The sequence below is a fragment of the Clostridium sp. YIM B02506 genome, assembly GCF_022324845.1.
Taxonomy (GTDB): domain Bacteria; phylum Bacillota; class Clostridia; order Clostridiales; family Clostridiaceae; genus Clostridium_T; species Clostridium_T intestinale.
Map to the genome: position 1 here is coordinate 52,175 of NZ_JAKGTG010000025.1, position 16,169 is coordinate 68,343.

The following is a 16,169-nucleotide window of genomic DNA, read 5'->3' on the forward strand; positions in this document are numbered from 1 at the left end:
TTATGATTAAAGTTTTATTACATGGTTGTTCAGGTAGAATGGGTAAAGTTATATCTTCTACCGCTCTAAACTTTAATACTTTAAAGATTGTTGCTGGAATTGATAGGTTCAAAACTAATGAACTAGATTATCCTGTATTTACTTCTTTAGAGGACTGTACTGTAGATTATGATGTACTATTAGATTTCTCTTCTGCAGCTGCTTTAAAAAGTTTATTAGACTTTTCTAAAAAAACAAAAAAACCTATTGTAATATGTTCTACAGGTTTTACTCAAGAAGATTTGAATTTAATAGATGAAACATCAAATTTAATTCCTCTTTTCCGCTCAGGTAATATGAGTGTGGGTATAAACCTTATTAATAATCTATTAAGAAAAATAACTCCATTTTTATATAATAACTATGACATAGAAATAGTTGAAAAACATCATAATCAGAAATTAGACTCGCCATCTGGTACAGCTGTTCTTTTAGCAGATACCATAAAAGAATCCATCAGTGAAGAAACTAAGTTTGTTCATGGAAGAGAAGGAATTGCTAAGAGAGAGCATAAAGAAATTGGAATACATGCTGTTAGAGGCGGCGGAATTGTTGGTGATCATGAAGTTATTTTTGCTGGTGCTGGAGAAGTTATTGAACTAACTCACAAAGCTATCTCAAGAGAAGTTTTTGCAGTAGGTGCATTAAAAGCTTGTGAATATATGGGTAATATTTCTGAAGCAGGCTTATATGATATGGATGATGTTTTAAATCTTAAATTTTAAGCAAAACAAGACTAGTAGTTAAAACTATTAGTCTTGTTTTTTGCTAAAGCATAAAAAGAAGCTGTCGCAATAATTTGCGACAGCTATTTTTAATTAATCTTAGTGAGCTTCAACAAATGCAGTTTGGAAGTAAACAAATCCTAATGGAGAAATGTGTACGTCTTTTACATATGGTTTTAGACCCTTAGTTTGAGTATAGTAGTATAATGGTATGATTGGCATATCTTCCATTAATTGAGCTTCTGCATCTTGCATGTACTCTACTCTCTTAGCAGCATCAGTTTCAGTTTTAGCTTTTCCGATTAATTCATCGTATTTAGCATTGCTGTAAGCAGCATCATTTTGTCCTGAACCTGTAACCCACATATCTAAGAATGTCATTGGGTCAACATAGTCACCTAACCAACCATGTCTAGCAATTGAGTAATTCTTTTGTTTTCTTGTAGTTTGGAATACAGCCCATTCTTGAGCTTTTATTTCTACATTGATTCCAAGATTAGTTTTCCACATATCTTGAACAGCTTGAGCAACTTGCTCATGACCAGCACCTGAGTTGTATAGAACTTCAATTGTTGGAAGTCCTTTTCCATCAGCATATCCAGCTTCAGCTAATAATTTCTTAGCTTCTGCCATATCGCCTTCTGGTTTGAAGTATTGAGTTTTAGCGAAGTCTTTTCCACCTGCAACATTTATTCCAGTTGGTACAAATGAGAATGCTGGCTCTTGACCGCCTTTAAGTATTGATACTAGGTCTTTTCTGTTTATAGCAAGGTTTAATGCTTTTCTAACTTTAGCATCAGATAATGCTTTTGCAGCATCAGCATTGATGTTTTTAGCGTTTGGTCCTACATTTATAACATAGAAGTAAGTTCCAAGATTTGGGAAAGTCTTAACTATGCCTTCTGATTTTCCAGCTTCGATTTCAACTGAAGGTACGCTATCAGTCATATCTAAATCTCCAGCTTTTAATGATGCATAAGCTGAGTTTTGATCTTCAACAAGTGTATATTTGATTGTATCTAACTTAACGTCAGCTTTACCATAATAGTTGTCATTTTTAACAAAAGTTATAGAATCTTTTGGTAAAAACTCTTTCATTTTGAAAGCACCATTTGAGATATAAGTTTCTGGTTTGTTAGCCCAATCAGCATCTTTTTCTACAACATCTTTCTTAACTGGGAAATATGTTGGGAATGCAGCTAATGATAAGAAATATGGAGTTGGATTTTCTAATGTAACTACAAGTGTAGATTCATCTGTAGCTTTAACTCCTACATCATCTTTCTTAGCTCCACCATTAGTGTTGTAAGACTCACCGTTTTTAAGATAATACATTTGGTAAGCATATTCAGCAGCTGTAGCTGGATCTAATGCTCTTTTCCAAGCGTATTCAAAATCACCAGCAGTAACTTGTGATCCATCAGACCATTTTGCATCTTTTCTTAACTTAAATGTATAAGTTAAGCCATCAGCGCTCATTTCATAGCTTTCAGCTACTCCAGCAACTGGTTGATCATTGTTATCTAGTTTCATTAATCCTTCGAAAGCATTAACTAAAACTATAGCCCCATCCACTGCAGAGTTTAATGCAGGATCAAGTGTCTTAGGGTTTGCACCTAAGTTATATCTTACGATTTGTTCAGCAGCTGCAGTTGAACCTGAGTCTTTTTTACCACAACCAGCAAGAACAGATAAGCTTAGTGCTACTGTTAAAGCTGTAGCAAAAATTCTTTTAAGCTTAGTATTTTTCATGTTTTTTCCCCCTCTAAATTTTATTTATGATAATTGCTTTGCAATTATTCGCTTAATTAATTAATATAGATGACATGCCACATAATGTTCATTTCCTACATCCTTTAATTCAGGATCTATTTCTGCACATTTTGGCATAGCATACCTACATCTAGTTCTAAATCTACATCCAGATGGTGGATCTATTGGTGAAGGAAGGTCTCCTTCTAATACTATCCTTTGCATTGCTTTAGCAGCATCTGGATCTGGAATAGGTATAGCAGAAAGTAAAGCTTTAGTGTATGGATGTAGTGGTTCTGCATACAATTTGTTACTTTCAGCTTTCTCAACTAATCTTCCTAAATACATAACCCCTATATGAGTTGATATGTGTTTAACCATAGAAAGATCATGAGCTATAAATAAATATGTTATTCCTAACTCTTCTTGTAACTCTTCAAGCATATTAACAACCTGTGCTTGAATAGAAACATCAAGAGCAGATATAGGTTCATCACAAACTATAAAGCTAGGTTCAACAGCTAGAGCTCTAGCTATTCCTATTCTTTGTCTTTGACCACCTGAGAACTCATGTGGGTATCTATTAATATGGTCCCCATTCAATCCAACTTTATTCAATAAATCTCTAACTCTATCTATTCTTTCATTACCTTTTAGTAAGTTATGAATATCTAAAGCTTCCCCAACTATATCCCCAACAGTCATTCTTGGATTTAATGATGCATAAGGATCTTGGAAAATCATTTGCATTTTTTTTCTATATGGTAACATTTCTGAATCTGAAAGGTTTGTAATATCTTTCCCTTCAAATATTATATTACCTGATGTTGGTTTATATAACTTTAGAACCGTTCTTCCAGTAGTAGTTTTACCACATCCTGATTCTCCAACTAGTCCTAATGTTTCGCCTTCTTTTATATTAAAGCTTACTCTATCAACAGCTTTTACATAGCTCTTTTTTGAAAACATCCCTTTATTTACAGGGAAGTATTTAGTTAGTTCATTAACTTCTATAATTGTTTTCTTTTCTTTCATTTGTTACTCCCCCTTCTTAATAGGTGCTTCAACTTTAGGTGCATCAGGATGATTTAACCAGCAAGCTGCACTATGTCCCTCACCAATTTTAAGTAGTGGTGGTTGTTTTTCTATACATAACTTCATTGCATATTCACATCTTGCTGCAAAAGGACATCCAACTGGTGGGTTAAGTAAATCTGGTGGTTGACCTTCTATAGGTTTAAGTTTTTCTCTAATAATTTCCTTTGGATTTGGAACACTTCCTAAAAGACCCCAAGTATATGGATGTCTTGCTCTATAGAATATGTCTCTAACATCTCCAGATTCAACTATTATTCCACCATACATTACATTAATTCTATCACATACATCTGCAACTACTCCTAAATCATGAGTAATTAATATAATTGCAGTTCCTAACTCATTTTTAAGTTTTTTCATAAGCTCAAGTATTTGTGCTTGAATTGTTACATCCAAAGCAGTAGTTGGCTCATCAGCTATTAAGAACTTAGGATCACAGATTAAAGCCATCGCTATCATAACTCTTTGTCTCATACCACCAGAGAATTCATGAGGATATTGCTTCATTCTTTGTTCTGGGGAAGGTATTCCAACTAAATTTAGCATATCAACAGCTAACTTCTCAGCTTCTTTTTTTGATATTTTTCTATGTTTAATTAATGGTTCAGTCAATTGTTGACCTACAGTGAAAACTGGATTCAAACTTGTCATTGGGTCTTGGAATATCATCCCTATGTCATTTCCTCTAATTTTCTCCATTTCTTTCTCTGGCATATCTTTAATGTTTTTACCATCAAAGTTAACTTCTCCGCCAACAACTTTACCATTTTCTTGTAATAATTTCATTATGCTCATCATGGTAACACTTTTACCTGAACCAGATTCTCCAACTATTCCTAAAGCTTCTCCTTTTGCTAAGGAAAAAGAAACTCCTCTAACAGCCTTTACTTCTCCTACATGAGTGAAGAAAGAGGTTCTCAAATCTTTAACGTCTAATATCTTTTCCATATCTAATTCCTCCTACTTTCTCTTCTTAGGATCCAATGCATCACTTAGTCCATCACCAAAAAGATTAAACGCTAAGATTATTAAGCATATAATCAAGGATGGGAAAAACAACTGATACGGATAAGTGTATATTGCTGTTTGACCATCATTTGCTAATGTTCCTAAAGATGCCCTTGGCGCTGCAACCCCTAAACCTATAAAGCTTAAGAATGCTTCAGTAAATATAGCTTGAGGTATTAATAATGTAAGTGTAACCATTATTGAACCCATAGCATTTGGAACTAGATGTCTAAATATAATTCTTTTTCCTGATGCACCAAGAGTTTTTGCTGCAAGAACGAACTCTTGACTCTTAAGTTGAAGAATTTCACCTCTTACTATTCTAGCCATATTAAGCCAATAAGTTATTGATATAGCAAGAATTATACTTCCAAGTCCGCTTCCCGCTTGCCCTGGCTTTGACATTACTGTCATAAGTAAAATTACATATATAGTAGTAGGTATAGCATATAATATATCTACTATTCTCATCATTATATTATCTACTCTACCGCCAACGTATCCAGATATTCCTCCATAAATTACTCCTATAAATAGGTTAATTACAGCCGCAACTAATCCTATAATAAGAGAATATCTTGCACCATACATAGTTCTTACAAATAAGTCTCTTCCTAATGCATCTGTACCAAACCAGTGTTCTGCAGAAGGGCTTAAATTAGTTGTTTGTAAGTTGTTCTTATCGTAAGTATATTGAGAAACCATAGGTACAATAATAGCCATCAAAGTTATAAATATAACCACTAATAGAGATATAAGTGCAACTTTATTGTTTTTTAATCTTCTCCATGCATCTTGCCAATAAGTAACTGTCGGTCTAGGTATTTGTTTTAATTGTTTTTCATCACCATTTAATGGTTGAAACATGTCTTTTGAAAATTCCACTTGTTCTACCTCCATCTAAGCTTCTGTGTTATCTAGTTTAATTCTTGGATCAATTACAACGTAAATCAAATCTACTAATAAGTTCGCAACAACAAGAAAAACGCAATAGAATACCGTAGCTCCTAATAAAACTGTATAGTCTCTATTAGTAACTGATTGCACGAACTCTCTTCCTAATCCCGGAATAGCAAACATTTTTTCTACAACAAATGATCCTGTTAAAATTGAAGCTATCAATGGACCTAAATATGTAACTACTGGTATTAAAGAATTTTTTAAAGCATGTTTAAAAATAACAGTAGTTTGACTTAACCCTTTTGCTTTTGCTGTTCTTATATAATCTGATTTCATAACATCTATAAGTCTGTTTCTTGATAATCTAGTAATAAATGCTGTTGATGAACCTGATAAAGCAATTACAGGCATTATATAGTTTTTCCAACTTGAAAAACCAGTAGCTGGAAGCAATCTCCATTTAACTGCAAAGAAGTATATCAGTACAGCAGCTACAACAAAGCTAGGTATGGTAACTCCCAACGTTGCCACGAACATCGATAATGAATCAGGCCACTTATCTTGATATAAAGCAGCAACAATTCCTAAAAGAATACCTAATACTAAAGATACAAGAATTGCAATTGCACCAACTTTTGCTGAAGCTGGGAATGAATATCCGATTAACCAGTTAACAGTTCTTCCTTTGTAAGTGTTTAATGAAACACCTAAATCACCCTTAACTAGATTTCCTATGTAGGTTTTATATTGTTCACCAAGTGGCTTGTCCAAACCATACTTAACCTCAAGATTTTTCTTTGTTTCAGCTGTCATTTTCTCTCCATCAAATGGACCACCAGGCATAAATCTCATTAAAAAGAAAACTGCCGTAGCAACTATGAATATTGTTACAATACTAGAAACTAGCCTTTTGAGCACATATTTTAACATGGACTCTTCTCCTCCTTTAATCTTTCGCCAAATACATACAAAATTTATTAATTATAATTATATTACACAAAACCAAAATGTCAATATAATATATTAATATTAATTTATAAATATTAATATATTATCAAATTAATAAATGGTTTTTTAACTATTTAATATGTATTTCAAGGGTACTTGTAATCGTTGCATTAATTATATACGCATGCTTTCCAAACACTTTATCTTATTTTTACTTTCACATTTTCCAAGGGGCAATTTCACCCAATTTGATGATAATTTAATAATAATCAATATAAAATTGCTAAGTTTTAATATTTATATGAAAATATTAAACTTTTAATGACAAAACATGATTTATTAACAACTTTTTATAATTATATATCTAGTATTCCTCATAATTCTATATAAAATACCCATAATAATCATTATTTAATTATCATAATTCTGCAATTGCCTTTGTGATTCTCTAAACTAAGTATCCGCTTTCACATCTTAAACAAAAAAAATCTTAAAGCAAAGCTTTAAGATTTTAATTCCAAAATAAAATCTTCTATTATATCCAAAGCTTTAGATAAATCTTCTTTTGAATAGCAATAGCTAATCCTAAAATATTTATCGCCACCTTTGCCGAAAGCATTTCCAGGAACACACGCAACCTTTCTTTCAAAAAGTAACCTTCTACAAAACTCTTGTGAAGATATGTTTAAGCTTTCAATAGATGGAAATATGTAAAAAGCTCCCTTTGGAAGAATAACATCTATATTCATGTCAACAAATCTATTATACACAAAATCTCTTCTATCAACAAATGTTTTTTTCATAATTTCTAAATTTTTTAATGCTTCTCTAAAACCATTAAAAACTCCCCATTGAATTATGGAGGGTGCACAAGATACATTGTACTGATGAACCTTCATAATCTCTTTCATGAAATTATTAGTTGTACATATATACCCAAGCCTTAATCCTGTCATTGAAAACATCTTTGAAAATCCACTTACATAAATGATATTTTCTTTAATATCGTCTATCTGTGCTATAGAATAATATTCATCATAACTTAATGATCCATATATCTCATCTGTAACAACCACTATGTTGTATTTTCTTATTATATCAGCTAATCTATCTCTATCCTCTTTAGATAATAATGCTCCAGTAGGATTAGATGGATATGAAAGTACCATGAGTTTTATATCATGTTTTATTATTTTATCTTCAATATCAGAAAAATCTAGAGTAAAGTCCTTGTTAAGGTTATAATTTATAACCTCACCGTCTATTACTGTTACTATACTTTCATAAGCAGGATAGCCTATTGATGGAACTAATACCTTATCCCCCTTATCTACAACAGCAGATAGAACTGAATATAGCCCTTCACTTCCTCCAATAGTTATACATACTTCATCGCTATTATAATTTATTCCTAAAGTCTCTAGATACCTTGTTATTTCTTCTCTTAAAGGTAATATTCCTGCATTAGATGTGTATTCTGTTTTATCTTCCTTTATGGCTTGTATAACTCCATTTTTTATACTTTCTGGAGTTTTAAAATCAGGTTGTCCCAAAGTTAAAGATATTGCATCTGGTACTTCATTTACTAAATTAAAAAACTTTCTTATACCTGATATCTCTATTTTATTTACATTTCTATTCATTAATATTCTATCCCCCTTCTTGCATTTACCCCTTTTGAAAAATAATGTTTAACTTCTTTCATCTCTGTTATTAAATCTGCATAACCTGCAATCTTTTCTGGTACATTTCTTCCCGTTAATATTATTTCAACATGATTTTGTTTTGATTTAATAAGTTCTAAAACATCATCTTCACTTAAAAAATTATTTTTAAGTACTCCCATAACTTCATCCAGGATTAATACATCACATGAATCATTAGCTAATACTTCTTTTGCATAATTATACTCCTCAATTACCTCTTTTTTCAACTCTTCTATCTCATCAGTTTTAAGAGTCCATACAAAACCTCTCTTTTTTTCTAATCTTACAAGTTTGAAATTGTCTCCAAGATTTTTTAATACATTTAACTCTCCAGTTTCATTGCTTTTAAGAAATTGAATCATAACTACCCTTAGCCCGTTACCATAAGCTCTAATACCTTGCCCTATAGCTGCAGTGGTTTTTCCTTTTCCATCACCTGTATATACTTGTATCATTCCTTTATCTAATTTCATATTATTTCTCCTTTATTCTTTAATATTTTAATAAAATCAAATTAAATCCACTTTACCCCTTTAAAGTATGGCTTTTTTTGTTTATAATTATTTATTATACCATGCAAAACATGGTAATATTTTTGAAAGGGTGATAAAATGAGCTATAATTTTACAGATCCATACGAAATAGCTAGATTCATAAAGGAATCTAAGAAGTCTACTCCTGTTAAGGTTTATGTTAATGGAGACCTTAATGGTTGCGATATGGGAAGCATTGAATGGTATGGCACTGGTGAATTCTTTATACTTTTTGGAGAAAGTGATGAGATAACCAAGCTTATTTTAGACAACAAACATAAGATTAAACATTTTAGAGTTGAAAATGATAGAAGAAATTCTGCTATTCCTATGTTAAATCTTTTAGATGTAGATGCTAGAATTGAGCCAGGTGCAATAATAAGAGATAAGGTTACAATAGCTAAAAATGCTGTAATTATGATGGGTGCCGTAATTAATATCGGAGCTGAAATAGGCGAAGGTACTATGGTAGACATGAATGCAGTTGTTGGTGCTAGAGGACAACTTGGTAAAAGAGTACATCTAGGCGCTGGCGCAGTTGTTGCAGGAGTTTTGGAACCACCTTCAAAAGAGCCATGTGTAATTGAGGATGATGTATTAATAGGGGCTAATGCTGTAATTCTTGAAGGAATTAAAATCGGCAAAGGTTCAGTTGTAGCTGCTGGTTCAGTAGTTGTTGATGATGTTCCTTCTGGTGTTGTTGTAGCAGGTACACCAGCAAAAATAATAAAATATGTTGATGATAAAACAAAAAATAAGACTCAATTACTTGATGATCTTAGAAAATAATCTACATAAAAGAAAGGCTAGAAAATCTAGCCTTTTTTTACGCACCAAAAGATGCATCTTTATTTTCTTCTTGTGAGTCATAGGATTCTTCTTTATCAACTTTCTCCATTTTTGATATAGAAACCTCATATGCAACTTTTCTCACGATTTCATTTTCAGATATCTTTTTCTGATATTCTCTGCTTTGAAGCCTTCCCCATATTCTTATGTTATCTCCTACCTCTAAGCTTTGGCAGAATCTCGAATTTCTTCCCCAGGCTATAGTTGGTATATAGTCTGATTTATTATATGCTCTATTAACAGCTAACAACACATCCGCAATTTCTCTACCAAAAGGTGTTGTCCTATAAACTGGTTCCTTACATACATAACCATCTAAAAATATTTCGTTAGGGTTTTTGCTTTTTTCTTCACAAGGAACTATATTTCTTGCAAATACCGTTAATATTAATCTATTAGATCCATCTACAAATTTATTATAACTTCTTAGTTGTCCCTCAACCACTATATCTGCTCCTAGGTTTAACTCTAGGTCTGTTAATAATCTTTCAGAAACTGTTATACTTAAAATATCCACTGAATCAGAAAGTCTTTGAACTTCTAGGTCAAAGCTGTAAAAACCCTCCCCATACATTTCATGAGAAAAATCTAGATTTGAAGCAACCCTGCCTTCTAAACAAATCTTATTATTTAACATTAAATTGTCCATCTTTACCCCTCTCTCCATTAGTTTTTAATATATTTCATCAATAGCCAATAATAGGAAGAAATTATATATATCAATTATAATACAATAGTTTTCAATTTTTCAATAAACAATTGTTAAATTTTATAAATTATTTTTTTGTATACCTTCTCCATTAATGAAATAATCTTTCTCAAACAAAATTTCTTCAATTTTCTTAAATTCATATCCCTGATTTTTTAGATTTTTTATTATTTTATCTAAATTTGCCGGTGTATATTTACCATTATTATGAAATAGAACTATTGAACCATTTTTTACATTGTTAATTACTCTACTATATTCATATTCTTGTCCTGTTTCTTTCCAATCAAGTGAATCAACATCCCATTGAACTACTTTGTAGCCCATTTCATCAGCAACCTTCAATGTTTCCTCATTATAAGATCCTGAAGGACATCTAAACATCTTCTTATTTTCTATACCATACTTCTTAAATATCTCTTCTGTCTTGTTTATTTCCGACTTCATTCTCTCTTTAGTTATCTTTTGAAAATCAGGATGCTCATAACTGTGATTTTCTATTTCGTGTCCTCCTTCTTTAATTGCAAGAAGTTTATCCGATTTATCCTCAGGATATATAATCCACTTCCCCATAACAAAAAATGTAGCTTTAACATCATTTTTCTTTAATACACTTAATATCTCCTCTAGGTAATCTCTTTCAGCCCAGTTTACATCAAAAGTTAGTGCAACCCATTTCTCCTCCCTATCAACCCTATAAATAGGCATACTATTTACATTCGCTGAAGCTGAGTCACTATTTCTAGAAATTAATATACTAATTAACATCAAGGATAAAAGTATCGTGACTAACAACGTACTTTTTATAATTAATCTTTTCAAATACTCACCACCTATTTATGGATTTTATAAATTATATTACATTTCTTAACCAATCATTACTTACTTCTCCCAATATTTTGTGTTATAATTGAATAAAATCACAATATATCGGAGGGACTAATATGCAGGAAAATTCTTTGGAATTAGCTGAAAACAAGCTTATCCTATTATATATAGTAAAAAACATTAAATATCCAGTAACTAAAACTCAATTAACAGATTTAGTTTTAGAAACAAGCTTTATAAATTATTTTACTCTCCAGCAATATATTGATGATTTAGACACGTCTGGTTTTATAGAATATCAATATATAAATGAAAAACATTTTATCCAATTAACTGATAAAGGGGACAATGTTTTAACCTTTTTTGGAGACAGGATTTCTAAATCAAAAATAGCAATTTTAGATAGTTATATAGTTGAAAAAAGGGAGTCAATAAAAAAGGAGCTAACCATTCATAGTGATTACACACCTGATGATAATAACTCCTTTATAGTAACTCTAAAAGCATTAGAAAATAACTCCTTATTAATTGATCTAAAACTAAGCGTAGGTTCAAAAAAACAGGCCATTGACTTATGCTCTAAATGGAAAGAAAATTCTTCTGAAATTTATACTAAAATAATTAATTCATTAATACAATAGATTATAATAAACCATAGCATTAGGTTCATTTCCTAAAGTTATGGTTTTTTCTAATTTCTTTGTAATACAATCAACAACTATTAGTTTATTTTTGAAATTGTCTGCTATATATAATTTATCTCCATTTAAAAGTATACCTCTTGGCATTCCTCCTAAGCTAATCTTCTCTAATTTTTCAAGCTTTAAATCCACTATACTAACGCTTCCTTCTTCAAAATTAGAAACATATATCTTATCTTCACTTGTAAAAAAATCTACTGGTCCATATCCCACTTTATATTTGTATCCTATACTCTCATTTTCTATATCGTACTTAGTTATGCTACCTTGAACATGCATACCTAAACAACTTTCACAGACAACTATACCTTTTGAATCATCCGTAATTCTACACTTTGTTGGAAATTCGCCAACTGAGATGTCTTTTATCTTTATATCCTTATTGCAATCTACTATACTTATTTTATTAGATTGCATGTTTACTATAGCAGCCATGCCACACTTATTTATATCTATACTGTGAGGATATAAATCTAAAGCTATTTCTTTTATTATTTTCTCTTCATTTAAGTCATAAATAGCTAGGCTATTACTTTCTCCGCATACAACATATATTTTGTTTAAATACACTTTTACATCACTAGGATGAGCACCTACATAAATATTCTTTTGTTCTTTCTTATCTCTTATCGAAACAAAAGAAATGGAATTACTGTAGCTATTAGCCGTTACTATAAATTCACTCCATAGACATATTCCATGAGGACCTGAAGGGCATTCTCCTAAAGTAATCGGGCAGGTTCCCACTTTATAATCATTTATGTCTATAAAGGAAAGTGAATTAGATGCAATGTTACAAACACATATACCTTCCAACTTTACACCTCCTATTTATAACCTTTAATATAATATATGAAACTATTATAAAAATGGATAAAAAAATCCTCCTAAAAAGGAGGATAAATTGATAATTATAATAATAACTTATAAAAATAGTTTTGTATTACTGAAGCCAATAAATTAAATGCTAAAATAAGAGCTCCAGATGATGTAATATTAATAAGTAGTTTTCTGTTCACATTAATATTTGATTTTATAGCTTGTATGCTTTTATTTACAAAAAATAAAGCAATTACCCAAGGAATAATATCTTCTCTTGATAATATAGGAAATATTAATGGTACAATTGATAAAATATATATTTTTTTGTTCATATCATTCACCTAATCCTTATAGTAATTAGCTCTTATAAGCATATCACTTAAATCTATGGCTTTGAGCATCTCTTCCTTCTCTTTCTCATCACCTATAAATTCTCTTGTTGATAACACTACAAAATCCTTTTTAGTATTAAGAAGGTTTCTTCCAATAGTTTTATCCGACTCCTTATCTAAGTTAACGCCAAACAGATATGCTACTGTAGGAAGTGTATCTACTTGTCCACCATTTACATGTAGTGTTTTTTTCTCAATATCTTTATTATATATTATTAAAGGAACTTTTCTATTGTTGTCCCTCATCCAGTCTTCTAATCCTGAGGTAGCTTTAACCTCATCATCATAGAATTTATGAACTCCTTCATGGTCACCATATACAACAATAACAGTATCTTTTAAAATTCCCTTTTTATCTAAATCCTCTAGGAACTTACCAAAGTATTTGTCTGTATAATTAATACTTTGTAGGTATCCTCCTATTCTAGTATTATTTAAATTGTCTGGAAGCTTTAATTCCTTATCTTTCTCTGGTAAAACCGTAAAAGGAGAATGACTTGTTAAAGTAACTGTATAAGCTAAAAAAGGTGATTTTAAACTTCCAAGTTTATCCCCAAACTGCTTAAGATAACTTTGATCACTTATTCCAAGGTTTATTATCTCATCAACATTGTAATCCGTAGAGTCTATTGTTTTTTCGTATCCAATAGACTTAAGTGCAGGCATCCAGTTCCAATATGAACCTTTATCAGGATGAGAAGCTATTGTTTCATATCCTAATCCTTTAAACACGTTAGGTAGTGAGTATTTATATTCATTACTAGGATATCTAAAAAATGTTGCACCCTCTCTTACAGGAAAAACAGAGGTATTAGTTATTAATTCTCCATCAGCACTTGTACCATTATAAGTTTGTTCATAAAAATTATCAAAGTACAAAGAATTATTAAGAATTTTATTTAAGTTAGGAGTTACTTCTTGTCCATTTACTTTTTGCCCTATTACAAAATTCTCAAGAGACTCCCATTGAACTACTAATACATTTTTTCCTTTCATGGCTCCATAATATTCATTGTCTTCTAGGTTTTCCTTTTTGTTTTGAAACCAGTTAGCTGCATTTTCTTTTTCTTCATTATTAAGTACATAAGGTTTCGATTCTTTATAATAATTATAAGAATCAAATATGTGATATCCAATTGGGGTTAAGTTAGACATAGTCTGATTAGGACTCCAACTCTTTGCGAAAATCATTTGATTTGTAAATCCTTTATCATATTTATCTATTTTTATATGTGCATAAGTTAAATACCCAATTGATAGTATGAATAAAGCTAAAAAACTATATGTATTTCTTTTAAATTTACTTTTCTTATCCTTAATTTTAAGTAGTATCATCACTGGGATATCTATTATAAATAGAATATCGACAGCTCGTACCATGGAAATTATAGATGACCCCAAATTATCTAAATTACTTGTCATCTTCATCATATGTAATGTTAAAAAAGAAGCGTTACTTCTAAAGTACCACAAGTCCCCTATTACAAGGACTGTAAATAATATATTCAAGAACAGAAAACAAATATATTGCCCTTTACCCCTAAATAAAAATCCAAAGGATAAAAATAGTGCTATAAAACTAAAATATACTAAAATAGGTGGATAGGAATAAAAAATTCTCATAATATTAACCCCATTTGCTTTATCATCTGAGATCAATATTATAAAGATAATTGATTTTACTAATACAGATATGAAAGATAATTTAAAATATCTATTTTCTTTTATATCCATCATCATTTCACTAGATAATTGACTTAAGCTCTTCTTTTGATTTATATTTACATTTAACATCTCATCAGTCCCTCTTAGCGTTAGTATTCAGTTAATTATAGCACCATTTCCCCCTATTATTAATACAAATTTTCTTATATTATTCTTATTTTAATCTTAATACTTATTAATTTGACTAAATGTAGTTTATATGATAAATATTTAAGTATGATAGTCAAGGAGGACAGCTTATTGAAGATTTTTAAAAAATTCCACTTTAATTTAATACCCATTATTTTGATATCGATTTTAATGCTTAAACTGATTTTAAGTTGGGAAAGCTCACTTATTCCTTTTGGTAGCAAAATACTGTCTATGCTTTCACCGTTTTTTTGGGCTCTTGGATTAGCTTATTTTTTTAATCCATTAATGAAATTGATAGAAAGACGTTTTAATATTAAGAGAGTGCCTTCTCTTATAATTACATATATAATTGTAATTGGTGTAATAGCTTTAGGCGTAGTTATAATATTCCCTACAGTATTTAATAGTTTAGGAGACTTGTTTAGAAACCTTCCTGAGTATGCAGAAAATACTCAAGTTTGGCTTACAGATAAGATAAATGAATTTAATAAAGATTATTATTTAAATCCTCTAATTGTAGATAGACTAGAAGAGACATTAACTAAGAGTTTAAATGACATTAATGTATTTATTAACAGTTTACTTTCCTCTCTATTTAGTTCAACAATTAAATTTACTACTTCTTTTTTTAAATTTATTTTTGGGTTCATAATATCTATATATATACTTAAAGATAAGGAAAAACTGCTTAATATAAGTAAAAGAATTATATGTCGCTTATTTCCTAACCCTAAACAAGATGAAATACTTGAATTCCTTAGTGAAGCTAATTCAGTTTTCTCTGAATTTATCATAGGTAAATCAATAGATTCATTTATCATAGGTGTTTTATGTTACATTGGTTTACTTTTAATACATGCACCATTTGCTTTACTTATATCAATCATAGTTGGTGTAACTAATATGATTCCTTACTTTGGACCATTCATAGGAATGATTCCGGCTTTTATTTTAACTTTTTTAGCAGACCCTATGAAAGCTTTTATAGTTTTACTTTTCATATTTTTACTACAACAATTTGATGGTTTTTATTTAGGACCTAAAATACTTAGCGAAAAGGTTGGTTTATCACCTCTTTTAGTAATTTTAGCAATTACAATAGGCGGTGGGTTGTTTGGAGTTTTAGGAATGTTTTTAAGTGTACCTATCATGGCATTGATTAAAACTTATTCCTTGCATATTATTAATAATACCTCTCATAAAGAGAAAGAGCAGTAAAATTACTGCTCTCAGACCGTTGACAAAAGGGGTATTTTCAAATATGAAAATACCCCTTTTGCTATACAATTCATAAATTGGATT

At 30.5% G+C, this 16,169-nt stretch carries 16 protein-coding genes; 4 read left to right on the plus strand and 12 right to left on the minus strand.

What is annotated here, in order from left to right:
* Positions 1-2: 2 nt before the first annotated feature.
* A complete protein-coding gene (gene dapB / locus L1S49_RS16865; RefSeq protein ID WP_073019862.1) occupies positions 3-764 on the plus strand; it encodes a 4-hydroxy-tetrahydrodipicolinate reductase in 762 nt (253 codons plus the stop codon).
* Between the two features lie 99 nt (positions 765-863).
* Here the strand turns inward: dapB and L1S49_RS16870 are convergent, their stop codons facing one another.
* The 7 genes from L1S49_RS16870 to L1S49_RS16900 form a co-directional block, all read right to left on the minus strand.
* Positions 864-2,516 (minus strand): peptide ABC transporter substrate-binding protein, encoded by a 1,653-nt coding sequence (locus L1S49_RS16870; protein WP_238906589.1) that lies wholly within the window; start codon positions 2,514-2,516, stop codon positions 864-866.
* A gap of 60 nt (positions 2,517-2,576) precedes the next feature.
* A complete protein-coding gene (locus L1S49_RS16875; protein ID WP_238906590.1) occupies positions 2,577-3,551 on the minus strand; it encodes a dipeptide ABC transporter ATP-binding protein in 975 nt (324 codons plus the stop codon).
* A gap of 3 nt (positions 3,552-3,554) precedes the next feature.
* Entirely contained in the window at positions 3,555-4,562 is a 1,008-nt protein-coding gene (locus L1S49_RS16880) for an ABC transporter ATP-binding protein (protein WP_238906591.1), read from the minus strand.
* Positions 4,563-4,574: 12 nt separating this feature from the next.
* The gene (locus tag L1S49_RS16885; RefSeq protein WP_073019868.1) at positions 4,575-5,522 is read right to left on the minus strand and encodes an ABC transporter permease; all 948 of its coding nucleotides are present in this window, start codon (positions 5,520-5,522) and stop codon (positions 4,575-4,577) included.
* On the minus strand, positions 5,523-6,452 hold the full coding sequence (locus L1S49_RS16890) for an ABC transporter permease (protein ID WP_073019869.1): 930 nt from the start codon (positions 6,450-6,452) through the stop codon (positions 5,523-5,525).
* Between the two features lie 521 nt (positions 6,453-6,973).
* Positions 6,974-8,113, minus strand: a complete 1,140-nt coding sequence (locus L1S49_RS16895) for an aminotransferase class I/II-fold pyridoxal phosphate-dependent enzyme (RefSeq protein ID WP_238906592.1) — start codon at positions 8,111-8,113, stop codon at positions 6,974-6,976.
* Positions 8,113-8,649, minus strand: a complete 537-nt coding sequence (locus L1S49_RS16900) for a cob(I)yrinic acid a,c-diamide adenosyltransferase (protein WP_238906593.1) — start codon at positions 8,647-8,649, stop codon at positions 8,113-8,115. The genes L1S49_RS16895 and L1S49_RS16900 overlap by 1 nt, the downstream gene beginning before the upstream one ends.
* A gap of 138 nt (positions 8,650-8,787) precedes the next feature.
* Between L1S49_RS16900 and dapD the strand changes: the two genes are divergently transcribed.
* Positions 8,788-9,498, plus strand: coding sequence for a 2,3,4,5-tetrahydropyridine-2,6-dicarboxylate N-acetyltransferase (dapD, locus tag L1S49_RS16905; protein ID WP_073019872.1), 711 nt, complete (start codon positions 8,788-8,790; stop codon positions 9,496-9,498).
* 37 nt (positions 9,499-9,535) lie between these two features.
* On the opposite strand, the gene L1S49_RS16910 is transcribed toward dapD, so the two are convergent.
* Both L1S49_RS16910 and pdaB read right to left on the minus strand, forming a co-directional pair.
* Complete coding sequence (locus tag L1S49_RS16910) at positions 9,536-10,207, minus strand: single-stranded DNA-binding protein (protein ID WP_073019873.1); 672 nt, start codon at positions 10,205-10,207, stop codon at positions 9,536-9,538.
* Between the two features lie 120 nt (positions 10,208-10,327).
* Positions 10,328-11,035 (minus strand): polysaccharide deacetylase family sporulation protein PdaB, encoded by a 708-nt coding sequence (gene pdaB / locus L1S49_RS16915; protein ID WP_238906599.1) that lies wholly within the window; start codon positions 11,033-11,035, stop codon positions 10,328-10,330.
* 176 nt (positions 11,036-11,211) lie between these two features.
* On the opposite strand from pdaB, the gene L1S49_RS16920 reads away from it, so the two are divergent.
* On the plus strand, positions 11,212-11,736 hold the full coding sequence (locus L1S49_RS16920) for a DUF4364 family protein (RefSeq protein WP_073019874.1): 525 nt from the start codon (positions 11,212-11,214) through the stop codon (positions 11,734-11,736).
* On the opposite strand, the gene L1S49_RS16925 is transcribed toward L1S49_RS16920, so the two are convergent.
* The 3 genes from L1S49_RS16925 to L1S49_RS16935 form a co-directional block, all read right to left on the minus strand.
* Positions 11,725-12,612, minus strand: coding sequence for a YncE family protein (locus tag L1S49_RS16925; protein ID WP_238906594.1), 888 nt, complete (start codon positions 12,610-12,612; stop codon positions 11,725-11,727). The genes L1S49_RS16920 and L1S49_RS16925 overlap by 12 nt on opposite strands.
* Before the next feature lie 95 nt (positions 12,613-12,707).
* Positions 12,708-12,950: a hypothetical protein gene (locus tag L1S49_RS16930; RefSeq protein WP_238906595.1), complete on the minus strand. Its 243-nt coding sequence runs from the start codon at positions 12,948-12,950 to the stop codon at positions 12,708-12,710.
* Positions 12,951-12,959: 9 nt separating this feature from the next.
* A complete protein-coding gene (locus L1S49_RS16935; RefSeq protein ID WP_238906596.1) occupies positions 12,960-14,804 on the minus strand; it encodes an LTA synthase family protein in 1,845 nt (614 codons plus the stop codon).
* Positions 14,805-14,975: 171 nt separating this feature from the next.
* Between L1S49_RS16935 and L1S49_RS16940 the strand changes: the two genes are divergently transcribed.
* Entirely contained in the window at positions 14,976-16,085 is a 1,110-nt protein-coding gene (locus L1S49_RS16940) for an AI-2E family transporter (RefSeq protein WP_238906597.1), read from the plus strand.
* Positions 16,086-16,169: the final 84 nt, after the last annotated feature.

Coding starts and splice junctions, on each gene's coding strand:
- L1S49_RS16895 (WP_238906592.1), bottom strand. CDS start 8,113: ATGAATAGAAATGTAAATAAAATAGAGATATCAGGTATAAGAAAGTTT.
- L1S49_RS16875 (WP_238906590.1), bottom strand. CDS start 3,551: ATGAAAGAAAAGAAAACAATTATAGAAGTTAATGAACTAACTAAATAC.
- L1S49_RS16870 (WP_238906589.1), bottom strand. CDS start 2,516: ATGAAAAATACTAAGCTTAAAAGAATTTTTGCTACAGCTTTAACAGTA.
- L1S49_RS16935 (WP_238906596.1), bottom strand. CDS start 14,804: ATGTTAAATGTAAATATAAATCAAAAGAAGAGCTTAAGTCAATTATCT.
- L1S49_RS16880 (WP_238906591.1), bottom strand. CDS start 4,562: ATGGAAAAGATATTAGACGTTAAAGATTTGAGAACCTCTTTCTTCACT.
- L1S49_RS16900 (WP_238906593.1), bottom strand. CDS start 8,649: ATGAAATTAGATAAAGGAATGATACAAGTATATACAGGTGATGGAAAA.
- dapD (WP_073019872.1), top strand. CDS start 8,788: ATGAGCTATAATTTTACAGATCCATACGAAATAGCTAGATTCATAAAG.
- L1S49_RS16920 (WP_073019874.1), top strand. CDS start 11,212: ATGCAGGAAAATTCTTTGGAATTAGCTGAAAACAAGCTTATCCTATTA.
- pdaB (WP_238906599.1), bottom strand. CDS start 11,035: ATGTTAATTAGTATATTAATTTCTAGAAATAGTGACTCAGCTTCAGCG.
- L1S49_RS16890 (WP_073019869.1), bottom strand. CDS start 6,452: ATGTTAAAATATGTGCTCAAAAGGCTAGTTTCTAGTATTGTAACAATA.
- L1S49_RS16910 (WP_073019873.1), bottom strand. CDS start 10,207: ATGGACAATTTAATGTTAAATAATAAGATTTGTTTAGAAGGCAGGGTT.
- L1S49_RS16930 (WP_238906595.1), bottom strand. CDS start 12,950: ATGAACAAAAAAATATATATTTTATCAATTGTACCATTAATATTTCCT.
- dapB (WP_073019862.1), top strand. CDS start 3: ATGATTAAAGTTTTATTACATGGTTGTTCAGGTAGAATGGGTAAAGTT.
- L1S49_RS16885 (WP_073019868.1), bottom strand. CDS start 5,522: ATGGAGGTAGAACAAGTGGAATTTTCAAAAGACATGTTTCAACCATTA.